Source organism: Vibrio sp. Vb0598, from assembly GCF_033338935.1.
Classification (GTDB): domain Bacteria; phylum Pseudomonadota; class Gammaproteobacteria; order Enterobacterales; family Vibrionaceae; genus Vibrio; species Vibrio alginolyticus.
The window spans coordinates 563,829-580,686 of record NZ_JAWOTP010000001.1; the positions used below are offsets into that span (position 1 = coordinate 563,829).

Consider the following 16,858-nt stretch of genomic DNA (forward strand, 5'->3'; position numbering starts at 1 on the left):
GTCGTTTAGGAGGTGAGGGCAAACTTACCCAAAATACTGCAAAGTGTGGGGTATAGATGCCTTTGGCTTTTTGTCGAGACTCCTTTATCAGGAAGAGAAGTTAAAGTCATCTAATGTATTTTCCTAAACAGTTTTTAAAAAGGGTTCATTCAGAACCGAGGATAACCGTATGAATAAGTTAGTGGTGTTAGGTAGTGTAAACGCTGACCATGTTCTTCAAGTGCCTTCTTTCCCTCGCCCAGGCGAGACGCTGCATGGTCGCAACTATCAAGTTATCCCAGGTGGCAAAGGTGCCAACCAAGCCGTCGCGGCGGCGCGATTAAATGCAGACATCGGTTTTATCGCTTGTGTGGGCGACGACTCATTCGGCATTAACATTCGCGAAAACTTCAAAATGGACGGCATCGATATCACTGGTGTGAAGATGCAGCCAAATTGCCCGACAGGTATCGCGATGATTCAAGTGTCGGACAGTGGTGAGAACAGCATTTGCATTTCAGCTGAAGCGAACGCCAAACTGACAGCAGAAGCGATTGAGCCAGATTTAGAGCGTATTCGCCAAGCAGATTACTTGCTAATGCAATTGGAAACGCCGATGTGCGGCATTGAGAAAGCTGCGCGTGTAGCGAAAGATGCCAAAACCAACGTAATTTTGAATCCTGCGCCAGCTCGTGAATTGTCAGATGAATTACTGTCTTACATTGACGTGATTACGCCAAATGAAACGGAAGCTGAAGTTCTGACAGGTATTACTGTAACAGACAACGAAAGCGCGCAAGAAGCGGCGAATGTGCTACATGGTAAAGGTATAGAAATTGTCATGATCACACTCGGTGCAAAAGGCGTTTGGTTAAGCCAAAACGGTCGAGGCGAAATCATCTCGGGTTTCCGCGTTGAAGCGACGGATACTACCGCTGCGGGCGATACATTTAATGGGGCATTCGTCACTGGTCTCCTAGAAGGTTTACCTTTAGAATCAGCGATTAAGTTTGCACATGCGGCGGCTGCAATTTCTGTGACCCGCTTTGGCGCGCAAACGTCGATTCCAACCCGCGAAGAGGTGGACGCGTTTCTCGCTGAACAATAAGGCGCACAACGCCTCATTAAAATAGGAGTAGTAACATGGCGACGATGAAAGACATCGCAAAACTGGCAGGGGTTTCCACTTCAACAGTGAGCCATGTTATTAACAAGACGCGTTTTGTGAGCGAAGAGATCTCTGAACGCGTTAACAATGCCGCAAAAGAGCTTAACTACTACGCGCCCTCTGCGTTGGCGCGTAGCCTCAAAGTCAATCGTACCAAAACCATTGGTATGCTCGTGACAACCTCAACCAACCCATTCTTTGGCGAAGTCGTAAAAGGCGTAGAGCGTAGCTGTTACCAAAAAGGCTACAGCCTCATTTTATGTAACACCGAGGGTGATAACGAACGTATGCGTCAATCCATTAATACGCTATTGCAAAAGCGTGTCGATGGTTTGATCTTGATGTGCTCGTCGCTAGAAGGAGAGCGTATCGATGTATTTGAGCGTTACCCAGATATCCCAGTTGTGGTAATGGACTGGGGGCCGATGCTATTTACAAGCGATAAAATCCAAGACAACTCACTTCGTGGCGGTTACTTAGCGGCGAAATACTTAATTGATTGCGGCCATACCGAAATTGGGTGCATCACTGGCCCTTTGATTAAACACCAAGCGCAAATGCGATACGAAGGTTACAAGCGAGCAATGAACGAAGCTGGCTTGGAATTTAATGCCAATTGGATCATTGAATCGGACTTCGAGTGTGAGGGTGGGTATCAAGCGTTCAAAAAAATGGCTCAGCGTGGCGCATTACCTAGCTCGATTTTCGTCTGTAACGATATGATGGCGATGGGGGTGATTAACGCCGCAAATGAGCTCGATATTAAAGTGCCGGACGACCTGTCCATTATTGGTTACGATGACATCCATATCGCGAAATTTATGTCGCCATCGCTAACTACCATTCATCAGCCTAAGTACCGTTTGGGGCAGGCTGCCGTTGAGACTCTTGTCCGAAAGTTGGATGAAAAGTCAACAGAGGCACAGGTCGTACAATTAGAACCGGCTCTAGTGGAACGAAAAAGCGTCAAGAGGTTAAAGTCAAACGTCACTGAATGACGTGTGATGTTGAGCTAAAAAATTAAAAAAGTCGTTTCTCTTTATACGATAAAGCCTTACTATCGTCGTTGATTATAAATAAAACTATTAATTGTTGTCTGGCGGATTAGTTAAATGTTATCAAAAGGTTACGCTAAGTTATCTGTAAAACACCCTTGGTTTCACCGAGTTAATGTTATTACAGTTGTATTGATTTTTTTTGTGAGCTGCTATCAGCTACTGGTTAATGAAGCATTTGAGTACGCAATTGGCTTTATTATTACACTTTTGGCGTCAGCTTTATTTGCATCAGCTTCTGCATTCAAAAAACGCTATCTAGGCTTGGATTCATAGGCAGGTCTATTTCCAACATCGTTCAATAGCATCATTTATTGCTTTCAAGTAAACATTGAACTGAATTATGATCGAGTGCATCAAGAGGAGGACAAATGTCCTCCTTTTTGTTGGGGATCACGCTCTAATATAAGCGTATTCCAAACAAAATAATAAAGGACATGTTATGGACCTCTTTGCCTTACTCGATATTAATAATACTCTCGTTAACATTCCGATCGGCGACGGCTACGCAATGAGTTGGATCGAAGCTTTCGGTACGGTTTTTGGATTGCTTTGCATTTGGTTTGCCAGCCAAGAAAAAACCATCAACTACTTATTCGGTTTGCTGAATGTCACGCTTTTTGCCGTTATCTTTTTTCAAATTCAGTTATACGGATTATTGCTTCTTCAATTGTTTTTCTTCTGTGCGAATATTTACGGCTGGTATGCGTGGACCCGTCCAAACGCACAAGGTGAAACGCTGGAAGTTCGCTGGTTAAATAAACAGAAACTTATTACTACTGCCTCTATTAGCGTTGCATGTATCGCATTATTAACGATCTATATCGACCCATTTTTCTTTGCGCTAGCAAACATTGCTGTTGATAGCTTGAATCTCTTTGGTGCTGGCTTGGCTGAACCGGTGCTTGAACCTGACTCGTTTCCGTTCTGGGATGCAACCATGACAGTACTTTCTGTTGTTGCACAAATTCTGATGACACGTAAATACGTCGAAAACTGGATTCTATGGGTCGTGATTAACATTATCAGTGTGGGTATCTACGCGACGCAAGGTGTTTACGCAATGTCTGTTCAGTACGCGATTCTTATGTTCATCGCTGCCAATGGCACGCGTGAGTGGGCTCGTAGCGCTAAGCGCAATGGCGATAAAACCTTAGCGCACGCTACTGCGTAAGGAACGAAAAATGGCCAAACAACCTCATATCGGAGTGGATGAAACACAAATCGCTCCCCTCGTTATTGTATGCGGCGAGCCAGATCGAGCGAATCGTATCGCGGCATTATTTGATGATGCAGAAATGGTGTCGGAAAACCGCGAGTACCGTGTGTTTACCGGCAACTACAAAGGCAAGCCTGTTTCAGTGTGTAGTACAGGTATAGGTGCGCCATCGATGATCATCGCAGTGGAAGAGCTAAAACAGTGCGGTGTGACTCATGTGGTACGCGTTGGATCGGCGGGGGCAATGCAATCAGGCATTCACCTTGGCGAGTTGATCATTGCCGAAGGCGCGGTAAGAGATGAGGGCGGCTCTAAAGCGTATGTCGATTCGTCTTATCCAGCCTACGCAAGCTTTTCACTGTTAAAGGAAGTTGAGCGTTACTTGTCGATGCAAAAAGTGCATTATCATTTTGGTGTGGTGCGTTCTCACGACAGTTTCTATACCGATGACGAAGATGCAATATGCCAACATTGGAACAAGAAAGGCATCTTAGGTGCCGATATGGAAACCTCTGCGCTGTTTACGGTCGGTCGACTACGAGGCCTTCATGTGGCTTCGATATTAAACAACGTGGTGCTGTATCAACAAGATGTGAAAGAAGGGGTTGGTCAGTACGTTGATGAAGCCAAAGTAATGATGCAAGGTGAGAAGAGTGCCGCGATTACGGCATTAGAAGCCTTGGTTGCTCAGCGTTAGCCAGTCTCTATCTCAGTAAGTCACATAAACAGAATAGATGTAAAGCGACAGGTCACTGTCGCTTTTTTATTTGGAGTTACGGGGTACAATCCACCTTAAATAGTTGTCCGTAACTTTTTCTGAGAGAGCAGAAAATGAAAATCAGCCCTTATCCGACTGGTCGCTTCAAAACATACCTTGAAGAAAAGAGTGCCACCTTTCGCGATTTGATTTATCAATGCCAAATAAATTCGCGTTTCTTTGATGCTGGGGAAGCAATTCTCCGCCAAGGTGAGCAACTTCAGTACTTGTATGTTGTGCCAGTAGGTCGAGTCTCGATGAACATATTGGCCGCAAATGGACGACGTTTTCAATTAGGGGAAGCTAACTGCGACTATCATATTTATGGTGAAATGGAGTTCTTCACTCAGACTCCTTGTCAATGGAATGTGATAGCAGATGAACATATGCAGGTTGATGTTATCTGTATCCAAAAACTAACCGAAGCACTGCAAAATCATCCCCAAATGATGGTGTTCTTCGCTTCAGCATTGGCTGAGGATTATCAAGACTCCATGGATATCTACACTAATCGTTTGTTGCATCCCATTACTTACAACATTGCCTATGATCTTCTCGTCCGTAATCAGACGGATAAGCTGCTTGGTGGTTTTGATAAAGTGAACCAAGAGGCTGAGCGGTTTGGCACCTCAGGCCGAGTCTATCGACGTGCAGTTAAGGACTTGATTGAAAAGGGATTGATTACCAAAACAGACAACGGTTTGGAGATTATTGATGAGCTGGCACTCAAAGCGTTTATTGAAGCGCATGAATGATACGCCCAGGTATTGAAACTGATGGGTTTTATAAGTCTTTGATATATCTAAGTCTTGAGTAAACGTAACTAATGTAAAGTACCTTAAATTTTGTTGAATGCATTAAAGAGTAGCGTTATATTGCGAACGCGTATGATAATAGATCTCATTAAGGCTTAACAAAATGAAAAAATTCGTCGGTGCGGCTATGCTGTCGTTATTTACTGTTTCTCCTTCTTTCGCTGCTAAAGTTGTGATTGACCACTACATGGGTCAAACAGAGCTAGAACAATCCCCAGAGCGTGTGGTTGTGATTGGCTTTGGCCCGCTAGATGCGCTGGACAACTTTGGTATCGATCCTGTTGCAGTATCTAACTCGTCTAATCTTCCTAGTTACCTTTCAAAATACAGCAAAGATAACTACACCTCTGCGGGTAGTTTGTTTGAACCTGATTTTGAAACCATCTACATGCAAAAACCGGATTTGATTTTGGTTGGTCCGCGAGCGTCTGCGAAATATGAAGAGCTGAGTGAAATTGCCCCTACAGTTGTTTTTGCGGCGAAAGAGAACCAAGGCTATTGGGAAGGCACGCAAGCGCAATGGCGCAATATTGGTAAGATCTTCAATATCGAAGAAAAAGTAGAGCAGAAAATTGAAGCGCTAGATGCTCAATTCAAAGCAATCCGTGACTACAACCAATCGAACAAAAATGATGCACTAACGATTTTGAGCATGGGTGACAACATCAGCGCGTTTGGTGCCCAATCGCGATTTGGCGTCATTTATAACGACTTTGGCTTCTTGGAAACGGTTGAGCACGTGAAAACGGGCACTCACGGAGATGTCATTTCTTATGAGTTTATTCGTGAAGCTAACCCGAAAAATATTCTCGTGGTTGACCGAAATTCTCTGACAGGTACGCCGGATAACGATATTCGTAAATCCATGGATAACGACTTAGTCAAAGCGACTGCGGCATATAAAAATCATAAAATCACTTATTTAGATGTGGACGCGTGGTACTTGTCGATGTCTGGTGTGACAGCAACAGAAAAAATGGTCAGTGAGATAAAGCAAACCGTTGAACTGTAATCCAAGATAGCAGAGGTTAACTTTGAAGAAGTTATTGCTAACCCTTGTGGTTTTAAGCACGGTTTCGTTATTTGTTGGGGTGGCAAACATGACGCCCCAACAACTCTTTTCAGGTGATGAGAAAGCATTAGAACTTTTCTTTACCAGCCGTATACCACGTTTATTTGCCATATTGCTTGCTGGTGCTGGCTTGAGTATTGCGGGTCTTGTCATGCAGCAAATCAGCCAGAACCGATTTGCGGCACCTTCTACAACTGGTACGATCGAATGTGCCATGCTGGGCTACGTACTGAGCGTGGTTTTCTTTGGTAATGATAATCACCTTTGGCTCGTGTTCGGCATCTCGGTATTTGGGACGCTGGCGTTTGTTTTCTTTATTCAGCGCATTCAATTTAAGAGCGTGGTTTTTGTGCCACTTGTCGGGATTATTTTCGGCAATGTCATCCAATCCATGACTACGTTTATCGCTTACAAATATGATGCACTTCAAAGTCTGAATGCTTGGACAGTCGCAAACTTCGCCAACATCTTGCGTGGTGATTTTGAACTGCTGTACATCGCGGTACCAATGGTTATCCTCAGCTATCTTTTTGCCGCAAGGATCTCTGCCGTAGGTATCGGAAAAGATTTCGCGATTAACTTGGGTTTGAATTATCAGCAGGTTGTGACGATTGGCGTGCTATTGGTGTCCATCATGTCAGCAAGTGTCGTGATGATTGTTGGCCAGTTGCCATTCTTAGGGCTGATTGTACCGAATCTCGTGAGTCACTTTTATGGCGATAACCTCAAAAAGAACATTCCGCTTACGGCCATGTATGGGGCCATTTTAGTGTTGTGTTGCGATTTGGTGAGTCGTTTAATTATTTTCCCTCATGAAATGCCAATCTCTATCGTGATCAGCATATTGGGTGGAGTGGTATTCATCGCTATGTTGTTGCGAGGTAAGCAACATGCGTGATTCAACGAAAATCCTGCTGCTAGGTGGCATTGCGATTCTTTTCGCGTGTCTGTTTATTGGTATTGGGCTAACGGCTGACAACTACCAATATTTTTTGTCTCGTAGAGTTCCTAAAGTATTGGCGATAGTGCTAGCGGGTGTGGCCATTGCTCAGTCTTCACTTGTATTTCAAACCATTACGCACAACCGAATTTTAACGCCAAGTATCATGGGTTTTGATGCGCTGTATGTGTTAACCCAAATTTTGATCGTGTTGATTTTTGGTGGGTTGAGTACCTTAGTTCTTAACTTGTACGTCAATTTCGCGATTGCAGTAATTGTAATGGTGTCGTTTTCGCTACTGCTGTTTGGGTTTTACTTTTCAAAAGGCAGCAAGAACTTGATTACGTTGCTATTGGTCGGCTTGATCTTTGGTCAGCTATTTTCCAATGCGGCGTCATTCTTTTCTTTGCTGATGGACCCAAACACATATGCAATTGTTCAGTCGAAACTGTACGCCAGTTTCAATAATGTCAAAGTGAACTTGGTTTACTTTAGTGCTCCGGCTTTAATGTTTGCATGTTGGTTGTTGTTTAGGATGCATCGCACTTTAGATGTGTTTTGGCTCGACCAAGACAATGCGAAAAGCTTGGGTGTTGATGTACCTAAAGTGACGAGAAATGTGTTTATTATCTCGGCGGTTTTGATTGCTATTTCTACGGCTTTGGTAGGGCCAATCATGTTCTTTGGTTTACTAGTGACCAACTTAAGCCGGGAAATGTTCCGAAGTTACCAACATAAAACGCTATTGGTCGGATGTTCGTTTCTATCCATCAGTTCACTACTTGCTGGGCAATGGATAATCGAAAACGTGTTCAGTTTTGAGACGACGTTGAGTGTCGTAATTAACTTTATCGGCGGTGCATATTTCTTATACCTGCTGCTGAAAAACAAAGTTGTATAAATATGATAGTAATAGACAAATTAACGAAGGCTTTCGGTTCAAACAAAGTCGTAGACGAGGCCAATACTCAGTTTGAAAAGGGCAAGGTAACATCGATTATCGGTCCAAATGGCGCGGGAAAGAGCACGCTGTTATCTATGGCCTCACGCTTAACGGAGCGAGATGGCGGTAGTGTTATCATTGATTGCAAGGAAATCGCGGAATGGGACACAAAAGAGCTAGCGAAAAAACTGGCAGTACTTCGCCAAGCTAACTCGATTACAATGCGGTTTACCGTAAAAGAGTTAGTCTCTTTTGGTCGTTTCCCATACTCTAAAGGAAATCTGACTAAAGAAGATCATGAGGTCATAGAACAAGCGATCGACTACTTAGATTTGCAAGATATTCAAGACAAATACTTGGATGAATTAAGTGGTGGTCAGCGACAGCTTGCATTTATTGCTATGGTGATTGCACAAGATACAGATTATGTCTTTCTTGATGAACCTCTTAATAACTTAGATATCAAACACTCTCTTCAGATCATGAAAGTTGTGCAGCAGTTAGCCCATGACATGAATAAAGCCATGGTGGTCGTGATTCATGATATTAATTTCGCGGCGTGTTACTCAGATGTCATATTGGCGCTTAAGAAAGGTAAAGTTGTGGCGAGTGGTGCGGTTGAAGATGTTATTCAAGCGTCTACGCTAGAGGACATCTATGAAACGCCATTTAACATCATAGAGTTAAACGGTAAGCGCATGTGTACTTATCATTAAGCGAGCTAGTTCGTTTTTAACGAGATCAATAGATAGGCGGGCTTACTTGGTGAGCTCGTCTATGATTGGGCATCGGCTCTCTGCATCTCCAGGACAAGAAGAAACCCAACCTTCAAGTTGCGTTTTGATCTCCATGAGGTGTGCAATTTTTTCTTCAACCTCTCTCAGTTTGTCCATGGTTCTTGCTTTTACTTCGCTACTTTTGCGATTGGGGTTATGAGCAAGTTGTACGAACTCTTTGCATTCTTGCAACGAAAAGCCTGCGCTTTTTGCGCGTGATACCAAGTTAAGCTCTTGAATATGATTATCTGAATATTCGCGATAGCCAGAGTCGCTACGCGCTGGTGGAGATATGATCCCTTTGTCTTCATATAATCGAATCGACTTAGATGAAAGCCCAGTGAGCTTCGCGACGGCACCAATATTCATGTTTAACCTCCATAACGTTTAAGGCGAGTATATACCGATGTTGTGGATAAGACACTCCTAAATAACAGTCTGTTACCTAGAGTCCCCTTACTCTTTAATCACTTCATGTGGTGGCACACCAAATGCCTTTTTAAAGGCATAAGTGAAGTTAGAAGGGTGGTGGTATCCGGCTTCATAGGCGGCTTCTGTTATCGTCACTAGGCCACGTTCCAAATGTTGCCTAGCAATCTCAAGACGTCGAAAACGAATGTAGCCGTTTATGGTCATATTAAGTGATTGTTTAAATCGGCGCTGCAGGTTTGAAACACTCATTGAGAATTGGCTCGCCAACTTTTCCAAGCGTAGTTCTTGATCAAGGTGAGTTTCAATATAGCTGACAATATCCTCAATCCGACCATCAATGTGTCGTTCAATACTGCTGTTTTTAGCACTGAAATTCTTAGGAATTTGCTTGGTGGCTTGATGTAATATTTGATAGATCAAGCTTTCGACCTCTAGCTTCTCTTGAAACTCTTGCGGTGTTTCTATATTTGTTAACGTTTCAGCCAGTTCGCATAGCGTCTGGGTAAGCTCCAACTGTTGAAACGCCTGATGAGAGTTAAAAAAGGCTCGATGACTACAATTTTGCTCAAGGCGGGCCTCTAGCCATTGGGGCTTAACCAATATGTTGATCTTATTAATGAGGTTATCTTTGAGCAGTGAACGACGAAAATTTGCAGGTTTGAGTAAGTTCACCACTACACCCTTAGGGCCGTCGCTCGCGTCTAAATCAAATTGCAAATCGTCGTAGCCAAACGAGAGTCTACCTTCTAAAAGAATAGTGACCAGCAGTGAGGCGTGTGCAGTAGAAACAATATTCGAATCAATAAGTTCTAGACAACGCCCGCCATGAACAAAAATTTGATCATTGTACTGATATGATAGGAACTTACCTTCGGCCAGTTGAGTTTGACAAGGTTGGCCTTGCGTGACAATCCATTGTTTCTCTGTCGCCTCTAGTCTTTGGGTTAAAGCTATCTTGGCAATTTTTGTTCGTTTTGTTGTGACTTCCTGCATTTGACACTTCCTCATAACACTTGTGCGATTTCGCATAACCAAATCGCCTTTGTATTTATAAAACTCATGCTTATTATACCTGAGAATTATTATCATTAATATTTAGGAATTAAGTTATGGAAAGCCCTGCTTGTTCACCTATCAAGCTTTCAAGCCTTTGCCTTGCAGTGGGAATGGCGCTATCAACCCCTGTTTTAGCTCAAGATACTGAGTCACATTTTGAAGAGGTCGTTGTATGGGGAACGAAAGTTTCCAGCAACACTGAGTCGATGTTTGCGGACGACATGTCACTGAAGCAGGCCGATCATATGTCTGATTTACTGCGCGATATTCCCGGTGTGGATGTTGGTGGAACACACTCTGTGAATCAACGTATTACGATTCGTGGTTTGAGCGAAACCGATTTGGACATTCGTCTTGACGGTGCTTCTCAGCATGCGAGCATGTTCCATCATATTGGTAACTTGACGTTGAACCCTGACATTCTCAAATCTGCGGACATTCAGGTAGGTAATAACTCTGTGACTCAAAACGGGTTAGGCGGTTCGGTCTACTTTGAAACGAAAGACGCTCGTGACTTACTTCGTTACGATGAAAAGTTTGGTGCGCGTGTTTATGGCGGCTATGCATCCAACGACAACCAACAAGGTTCGTTGACACTGTACGGACTTTTGTCCGAAAACATTGATGCGATGGTCTATGGCCATTACGTTACGCGTGATGATTTTGAAGATGGTGATGGCAATAAAACCTATGGTGCTGCAGGTGATGTTTACAACATTCTGGCTAAGCTGGGGTATGAACTAAATGACATCCATCGTTTTGAGCTCTCTTATGACATGTACCGAGACAGTGGAGATTACAGTCCGCGTCCTGATATGTCTGGTAGTGCAAATAATAGCCTGTCGAGCAAGTTACTTATCCCTACGGATTATGACCGCGATACCGTTACTTTGAGTTACGAGTTGCGAGGCGAACAACACCAAGGAAACGTCACTCTTTATAATACCGAGACAGAAATTAAACGTGACGAAACGGTGATGGCCCCTCGTTGGCCCTCGAACCGTTTATCAAAGAACACCGCCAAAAACCAAAACTTTGGTTTGAATGGCAAATTCCAGTCAGATGTTATGTTAGGTGAGTTTGATAATCGAGTCACTTATGGCTTCGACTACATGGATAAAACGTCTTCGAGTTACTACGGTAGTCGTAAGTTTATGGACGAATCGGCGATTTCAACCGCACTGTTTGTAGAAGATCAGTTCTTCTTCTCTGATGCCTTCTTTATTACCGCAGGTATGCGCTTTGATGATTACAAACGCAAAGCTGAGACAGGAACCAGTAATTATGATGATGTGACTTGGGCTCTAGCTGCAGAGTGGGCGGTGACTCAAGATTGGACGTTGTTTGCGAGTGCACGTTCTCTATTTAAAGGTCCAGAGCTAATGGAAACCTTTATTGCTTACCAAGACGTTGCATTTTTAGAGGATGGGCTAAAGCCAGAAACGGGATTGAACACGCAGGGTGGTGTTCGTTTTGATAAAACCTTTGATAAGCATTTCTTTGGGGCGAATATTACGGTATTCCAAACGGAAATTGATGATTACATTGCAGACCAGTACCAAAACGCGACTCAAACTTACCTGATTTACAACTTAGGTGATGTTGAGATTAAAGGCTTTGAGGCAAGTGCTTCTTATGGTTACGACAAGTTTAACAGCAAACTTTCTTACTCTAAGTCGGACACCAAAAACAAGAATACTGGTGGTCCTGTTGCTGGGGGCAATGGGCGTAGCATTGATATGGGTGATAGCATTGCTCTAACTTTGGATTACCAGTCAGACGCTTTAGAAACGATCTTCGGGTGGAACTCAATGTTTGTTCTAGAGGAAGACAACGTCTTTGATGGTCAGCCAAAGAAAGCAAGTTATGATGTGCATAATCTATACGCTCAATGGGTGCCGTCTGATATTGATGGACTGTCGGTGACCTTTGGTATTGATAATGTATTTGACGAGTTGTACAGCTCTCATGCGTCTCGTTCGGGTACTGCACGTGGCTTCACGCTTGATGACTACGAGCCGGGTCGCAACTTCAAGCTCTCTGCAGCTTATCAATTCTAACAAGGTTCTTCATAGGACGTTTCAAAGTAACGAGTAAGTTCATGATTAAAGAAAGCACCCGAATAGATAGTGAACACGCTGACAAATACTTAGTGACGCTTTGTCGGCATTTTGGACGAAAGGTTCCTGCTACTTGGAATGAAAATAGCGGTTTGGTGACATTTCCGACGGGAAAAGCGGAGTTTAACCTTTGTGCATCTAGCCTAACTATAACCTGTGAGGCGGATTCAGAAGAGAAACTGAATACGGTTAAGGCGATCATTTCATCGCATGTGGACATGTTTTCTCGTCGAGAAACATTAGCACTTAGCTGGGTTCGTTAGCGCTCGTTTAGGGATGCTGTGATAGAAATGGAATATTAAAAGCAAAAGCCCGCAATCTTATGATTTGCGGGCTTTTATTGTTTGAATGCTATTGCGCTTTCTCAGGCTCTAGGCTTTTTTTTTCCTGCTGCATTTTTGCTAGGAAGTAGATGTTAACGCAAGCAATAAAACCGTTAGTTAATACTACAGGCCAAGAATCAATCATTAGTCCGTAAGCGGTAAATAGCGCACAACCAATAAAGTTAAGGATACGAAGCTTAACAATATCTTTCATAGTTAGCGAAATAGCGACCATGATTGAAGCTGCATAACCTAAAATCTCAACCATATTCATGTCCATTTTTTGACCCTCTTAAAATCTGCCGAATTTTGTCGGTACCAATTCTTCTCATCTTGAGATTAATGAGGAAGCTCCATGCCTCGAATGGTCTTTTTTTGTTGTATGGACGCACTATATCAATGGAAAAACCGTGATAAAAGCCTCAAATCAAGGTTAAGAGAAGGTTAGCGATTACGCAAACGTTTAGGACTGGAATTACTGATAATTTTACTTATTGTGTTGATTGATAATAACGATGACATTAATAGCTCAAACACCATTGAAAGTAAGGGAATATTTACATATGATTGAAAATGATAATTATTTTCAAGTGCTGTGTTTATGTATTTTATTATTAGCTTGGTCGTGTTTTTTTTGCTGTATATCAGAACAAAACCGAACTCGTGGTGTGCGGGGATTCATATCGTAAGCCACATTTTTATCGTTGCATTTTGTCCTGCAATTTATGTTGTTCAATATTTAATCGTTACGTTTTTTTCGTCACCGATATTGATTAAGCTGTCATCACGCTCCGGTGTATACAACATTCTCATTGCTTTTCTTCCATTATTGATCGCAACCGGCAGTCTGGCGTTTAGCTGAATGATTTCATCTCTCTTCTTTTCTTAAAACAACTACACTTAATTAGAATAAGGTATCAATTTCATATAATTATTCGATATCTACGCGTCAGCACATGTGTCACATTTCTGTGACTACGAGTAAGTTTTACTTATGTTGCTCGGTAGTAGGGTATTTATCGATTGTTTAATGATTCAATACTTAGTTTAATCGCATAAAGGTGTGCAGTATGCCGCACTAAATTAATAAGAAATTATCTAAAAAGGTTAATGGGAAACGTAAGCCATTAGCGGAGGTCAGATGAGTACGCACACGGTACCGCAGAGCGCGATTGTAAATGCTGTCAAAGGTGAAGTTTTGGTTTTGGGCCTGGATGGAAACGTTAAGGTCATAAAAGCGGGGGATGAGTTAAGACCTAGCGAGATTATTATCACAGAAAATAATGCTTCTCTCGACGTACAGATAAATAATGAGCTTTATCTGGTCGATGCAAATTGTGTTGCTTGTCTTCCTGTGCCTTCTTCTGAATCACTAGAACCAGTATTGGTACAATCTCCAGTTAATGGCTTGGTGACTTTTGACCCAACGGCTATAGGAAGTGCTGACTTCGACGCCAACGATATTGCCGCTATCCAGCAAGCTATTTTAGACGGAGCTGACCCTACCGCTATCTTAGAAGCAACAGCTGCTGGCGCAGGTGCTGAAGGCTCGGCTAATGCTGGCTACGTGACGGTTGAATATAATAACCCGGAAGTACTCGCGTCTACTTTTTTTGAAACGTCTGCGACTCGCAGCGGAGAAGATGATCGCGACGAAGATGACGGTTTGAATGTCACGATTTTTGCTGATGGTGGGCAGTCACTGCAATCTAGCGTAACAGAAGGCTCAATTTCTCTATCTAGCTACCCGCAAACCATTTCTTCTAGTGTGCTGGTTGAAGCAGGGGATCTCGCACTTGATACTGCTTCATTTGTACCTGAAACGTCCTCATTAGAGTCTTTGTTAATCGAGTTAAATAGTGACATTACCTCTGGTGGTCAGCCAGTGGCGTTCGTTTACGACGAAGCGCAAAATGCCATTATCGGCACTCAAGGTGGTAACGAAGTGCTTCGTATCGAGATCGAAGCGACATCTTTAGGCCGTGATTTAGAGTTAGAGGTCGTTACCACGATTAGCCAGGGTATTGACCATGTTGCGTCTGTTGCTGATGGCCAAGTATCGATCGTCGGTGATCAAATCAATATTGCTTTTGATATTACTGGCGCAGATATTGGTGGGAACAGCATTCAAGCGCCTATCGATTTTACGACAACCGTTATTGATGGCGATGATCCTGCGCCGCAGAACGTTACTTTTGAAAACGTTGAATCTTCTTCTACACCAATTACTGGCACTTTTGTTGATATTGGTAGTGATCAATTGGCAACGGTCACGTTTAATCAAGAAGGACTTAGTCAGTTCGATGGCCTACTGAGTGATAATCAGGCGACAGAAGCGGTACTCTCTGAAGACGGCAGTACTATCACCTTGTCCATTGCGGGCTCGAATGAAACCGTCTTAACCATCAGTTTGAATACTGATGGTACCTACCAATTTGAGCAATTTAAGCCGTTAGAACAAACAAACGGTGAAGATACGATTGAGCTCTCTTTGCCAACCACAATCGTCGATTTCGACCAAGATACGGCAAGCAACACCTTTACGATGACCATCCTCGATGGCGATAACCCAGTGATTGAGAACGTGACGGGCTTGTCTTTAGATGAGGCGGGGGTTGACCAAGGTTCACAGGAAGGCGCGGCAGTAACAAGTGGTACTGGGTCGATCACGACAGCGGTCGGAAGTGACATCATTGATCACTATGAGTTGGAACCTACAGAGTTCAATGTTGGTGGAGAACTCCAATCTCAAGGGCAGGTTGTTCAACTAGAACTAGCGTCCGAGAGTAACGGCGTACGTACTTACGAAGGCTTCATCGAGCTGGATGGTGTGCGTATTACCATATTTGATGTGGCGATTGATGCACCTGCATTGGGCGAATACCAATTCAACTTGTATGAACAACTTGACCATACGGGTGCTAACGATGACTCGCTCACTTTCTCACTGCCAGTTTACGCGGTAGATGCGGATGGTGACCGCTCCTCTATTACCGAAGGTTCGAACACACCAGAAGCTGCGCAAATTGTCATTCAAGTTCAAGATGACGTTCCTTCGATTGATGGCGTTGATGCGCTAGCCGTCGATGAAGACGATTTATCAAGCATTGGCTCCGATCAAAGCGACTCTGTGTTCGCGCAAGGTAGCTTCACGACGACTCAGGGCTCAGACCGTGTTGTAAGTTATCAATTAGAGAGCGGCACTGATCCACTCAATGGGTTGGAATCGCAGGGGCGATCTATCTCTCTGACGGAAACAACCAATTCAGATGGCAGCTTTACCTATTCTGCAACGGCAGAAGGGGACGCTATCTTCACCTTACAAGTGAACCCTGACGGTTCTTATTCATTTACCCTTGAAGGTCCAATCGATCATGCTGTGGGTAGCGATAGCTTAACTCTAGACTTCACTATTGTCGCAACGGACTTTGACGGTGACACCAGCTCACTTGTTCTACCGGTTACCATTACTGATGATGTGCCAACTATTAATGACGTTGTCGCTCTTAACGTCGATGAAGATGACTTAAGTTCGGTAGGCTCAGACCAATCACAGCCAACATTGGTTGAAGGTCAGTTCACGACGACTCAAGGTTCTGATGGCGTCGTACAGTATCAGTTGGATGTAAACGCTGATTCTTTAAATGGCCTGCAATCTCAAGGTCAAACCGTTTCCATTGCCGAAACGCAAAATGCAGATGGCAGTTACACCTACAGCGCAACGGCAAATGGCAGTGCAGTTTTCACATTAATTTTGAATACCGACGGCTCGTACAGTTTTGAGCTGCAAGGTCCAATTGACCATGCGGCAAATAGCGACAGCTTAACCCTTGATTTTAGCGTTATTGCTACAGACTTTGATGGTGACACAAGTCAAATCGTATTGCCTGTTACCATCGTGGATGATAAGCCAACTATTACCGATGTTGATGCGATTACTGTTGATGAAGATGATTTAGGCACGATTGGTTCGGACCAGACTGACCCGATTTCTATTGATGGTAACTTCACCACCACACAAGGCTCTGACCGAGTGGTGAGCTATCAGCTTGACGCGTCTGCAACACCAGTAGCTGGCCTTACATCACAAGGCGTGGCAGTTACGCTGACTGAAACCGCAAACGCTGATGGCAGCTTTACTTACGAGGCGACAGCGGGTAGTGAAGCGGTCTTTACGCTGACGGTGAATACTGATGGTAGCTA

At 43.6% G+C, this 16,858-nt stretch carries 15 protein-coding genes; 12 read left to right on the forward strand and 3 right to left on the reverse strand.

Features of this window, described 5'->3' with window-relative positions:
* Positions 1–169: 169 nt before the first annotated feature.
* The 9 genes from rbsK to vctC all read left to right on the forward strand — a co-directional run bounded on the left by rbsK (position 170) and on the right by vctC (position 8,664).
* A complete protein-coding gene (gene rbsK, locus R7Q38_RS02480) occupies positions 170–1,087 on the forward strand; it encodes a ribokinase (RefSeq protein WP_017820311.1) in 918 nt (305 codons plus the stop codon).
* A 35-nt stretch (positions 1,088–1,122) separates the two neighbouring features.
* The gene (locus R7Q38_RS02485) at positions 1,123–2,145 is read left to right on the forward strand and encodes a substrate-binding domain-containing protein (RefSeq protein WP_239938727.1); all 1,023 of its coding nucleotides are present in this window, start codon (positions 1,123–1,125) and stop codon (positions 2,143–2,145) included.
* Positions 2,146–2,644: 499 nt separating this feature from the next.
* The gene (gene pnuC, locus R7Q38_RS02490) at positions 2,645–3,376 is read left to right on the forward strand and encodes a nicotinamide riboside transporter PnuC (RefSeq protein WP_239938725.1); all 732 of its coding nucleotides are present in this window, start codon (positions 2,645–2,647) and stop codon (positions 3,374–3,376) included.
* 10 nt (positions 3,377–3,386) lie between these two features.
* Positions 3,387–4,118 carry a nucleoside phosphorylase gene (locus tag R7Q38_RS02495; protein WP_017635382.1) on the forward strand — a complete coding sequence of 244 codons (732 nt, stop codon included), beginning with the start codon at positions 3,387–3,389 and terminating at the stop codon, positions 4,116–4,118.
* Between the two features lie 134 nt (positions 4,119–4,252).
* Positions 4,253–4,933, forward strand: a complete 681-nt coding sequence (locus tag R7Q38_RS02500; protein WP_239938723.1) for a Crp/Fnr family transcriptional regulator — start codon at positions 4,253–4,255, stop codon at positions 4,931–4,933.
* Between the two features lie 163 nt (positions 4,934–5,096).
* Positions 5,097–6,005: a siderophore ABC transporter substrate-binding protein gene (locus R7Q38_RS02505; RefSeq protein WP_005376635.1), complete on the forward strand. Its 909-nt coding sequence runs from the start codon at positions 5,097–5,099 to the stop codon at positions 6,003–6,005.
* A gap of 22 nt (positions 6,006–6,027) precedes the next feature.
* Positions 6,028–6,963: an iron chelate uptake ABC transporter permease subunit VctD gene (vctD, locus tag R7Q38_RS02510; protein ID WP_017820306.1), complete on the forward strand. Its 936-nt coding sequence runs from the start codon at positions 6,028–6,030 to the stop codon at positions 6,961–6,963.
* Positions 6,956–7,906, forward strand: a complete 951-nt coding sequence (gene vctG / locus R7Q38_RS02515) for an iron chelate uptake ABC transporter permease subunit VctG (protein ID WP_005376631.1) — start codon at positions 6,956–6,958, stop codon at positions 7,904–7,906. The genes vctD and vctG overlap by 8 nt, the downstream gene beginning before the upstream one ends.
* Positions 7,907–7,908: 2 nt before the next feature.
* Positions 7,909–8,664, forward strand: a complete 756-nt coding sequence (gene vctC / locus R7Q38_RS02520; RefSeq protein ID WP_025767868.1) for an iron chelate ABC transporter ATP-binding protein VctC — start codon at positions 7,909–7,911, stop codon at positions 8,662–8,664.
* Between the two features lie 42 nt (positions 8,665–8,706).
* Here the strand turns inward: vctC and cueR are convergent, their stop codons facing one another.
* Positions 8,707–9,093: a Cu(I)-responsive transcriptional regulator gene (gene cueR / locus R7Q38_RS02525; RefSeq protein WP_005376627.1), complete on the reverse strand. Its 387-nt coding sequence runs from the start codon at positions 9,091–9,093 to the stop codon at positions 8,707–8,709.
* Between the two features lie 87 nt (positions 9,094–9,180).
* Positions 9,181–10,149, reverse strand: a complete 969-nt coding sequence (locus R7Q38_RS02530) for a helix-turn-helix domain-containing protein (protein ID WP_213866754.1) — start codon at positions 10,147–10,149, stop codon at positions 9,181–9,183.
* A 116-nt stretch (positions 10,150–10,265) separates the two neighbouring features.
* On the opposite strand from R7Q38_RS02530, the gene R7Q38_RS02535 reads away from it, so the two are divergent.
* The gene (locus R7Q38_RS02535; protein WP_005382608.1) at positions 10,266–12,272 is read left to right on the forward strand and encodes a TonB-dependent siderophore receptor; all 2,007 of its coding nucleotides are present in this window, start codon (positions 10,266–10,268) and stop codon (positions 12,270–12,272) included.
* A 41-nt stretch (positions 12,273–12,313) separates the two neighbouring features.
* Positions 12,314–12,595 (forward strand): DUF2218 domain-containing protein, encoded by a 282-nt coding sequence (locus tag R7Q38_RS02540; protein ID WP_005376622.1) that lies wholly within the window; start codon positions 12,314–12,316, stop codon positions 12,593–12,595.
* A gap of 88 nt (positions 12,596–12,683) precedes the next feature.
* Here R7Q38_RS02540 and R7Q38_RS02545 read toward each other — a convergent pair whose 3' ends face one another.
* On the reverse strand, positions 12,684–12,935 hold the full coding sequence (locus R7Q38_RS02545) for a YgjV family protein (RefSeq protein ID WP_005376619.1): 252 nt from the start codon (positions 12,933–12,935) through the stop codon (positions 12,684–12,686).
* An 861-nt stretch (positions 12,936–13,796) separates the two neighbouring features.
* Here R7Q38_RS02545 and R7Q38_RS02550 point away from each other — a divergent pair.
* Positions 13,797–16,858: retention module-containing protein (locus R7Q38_RS02550; protein ID WP_318114008.1), on the forward strand; the 3,062-nt coding region annotated here is incomplete at its 3' end.

Bases quoted from the DNA above. Each gene is read 5' to 3' on its own strand.
- R7Q38_RS02495 (WP_017635382.1), top strand. From the start codon at position 3,387: ATGGCCAAACAACCTCATATCGGAGTGGATGAAACACAAATCGCTCCC.
- rbsK (WP_017820311.1), top strand. From the start codon at position 170: ATGAATAAGTTAGTGGTGTTAGGTAGTGTAAACGCTGACCATGTTCTT.
- R7Q38_RS02530 (WP_213866754.1), bottom strand. From the start codon at position 10,149: ATGCAGGAAGTCACAACAAAACGAACAAAAATTGCCAAGATAGCTTTA.
- R7Q38_RS02505 (WP_005376635.1), top strand. From the start codon at position 5,097: ATGAAAAAATTCGTCGGTGCGGCTATGCTGTCGTTATTTACTGTTTCT.
- R7Q38_RS02540 (WP_005376622.1), top strand. From the start codon at position 12,314: ATGATTAAAGAAAGCACCCGAATAGATAGTGAACACGCTGACAAATAC.
- R7Q38_RS02500 (WP_239938723.1), top strand. From the start codon at position 4,253: ATGAAAATCAGCCCTTATCCGACTGGTCGCTTCAAAACATACCTTGAA.
- vctG (WP_005376631.1), top strand. From the start codon at position 6,956: ATGCGTGATTCAACGAAAATCCTGCTGCTAGGTGGCATTGCGATTCTT.
- pnuC (WP_239938725.1), top strand. From the start codon at position 2,645: ATGGACCTCTTTGCCTTACTCGATATTAATAATACTCTCGTTAACATT.
- vctC (WP_025767868.1), top strand. From the start codon at position 7,909: ATGATAGTAATAGACAAATTAACGAAGGCTTTCGGTTCAAACAAAGTC.
- R7Q38_RS02545 (WP_005376619.1), bottom strand. From the start codon at position 12,935: ATGGACATGAATATGGTTGAGATTTTAGGTTATGCAGCTTCAATCATG.
- R7Q38_RS02485 (WP_239938727.1), top strand. From the start codon at position 1,123: ATGGCGACGATGAAAGACATCGCAAAACTGGCAGGGGTTTCCACTTCA.
- cueR (WP_005376627.1), bottom strand. From the start codon at position 9,093: ATGAATATTGGTGCCGTCGCGAAGCTCACTGGGCTTTCATCTAAGTCG.
- R7Q38_RS02535 (WP_005382608.1), top strand. From the start codon at position 10,266: ATGGAAAGCCCTGCTTGTTCACCTATCAAGCTTTCAAGCCTTTGCCTT.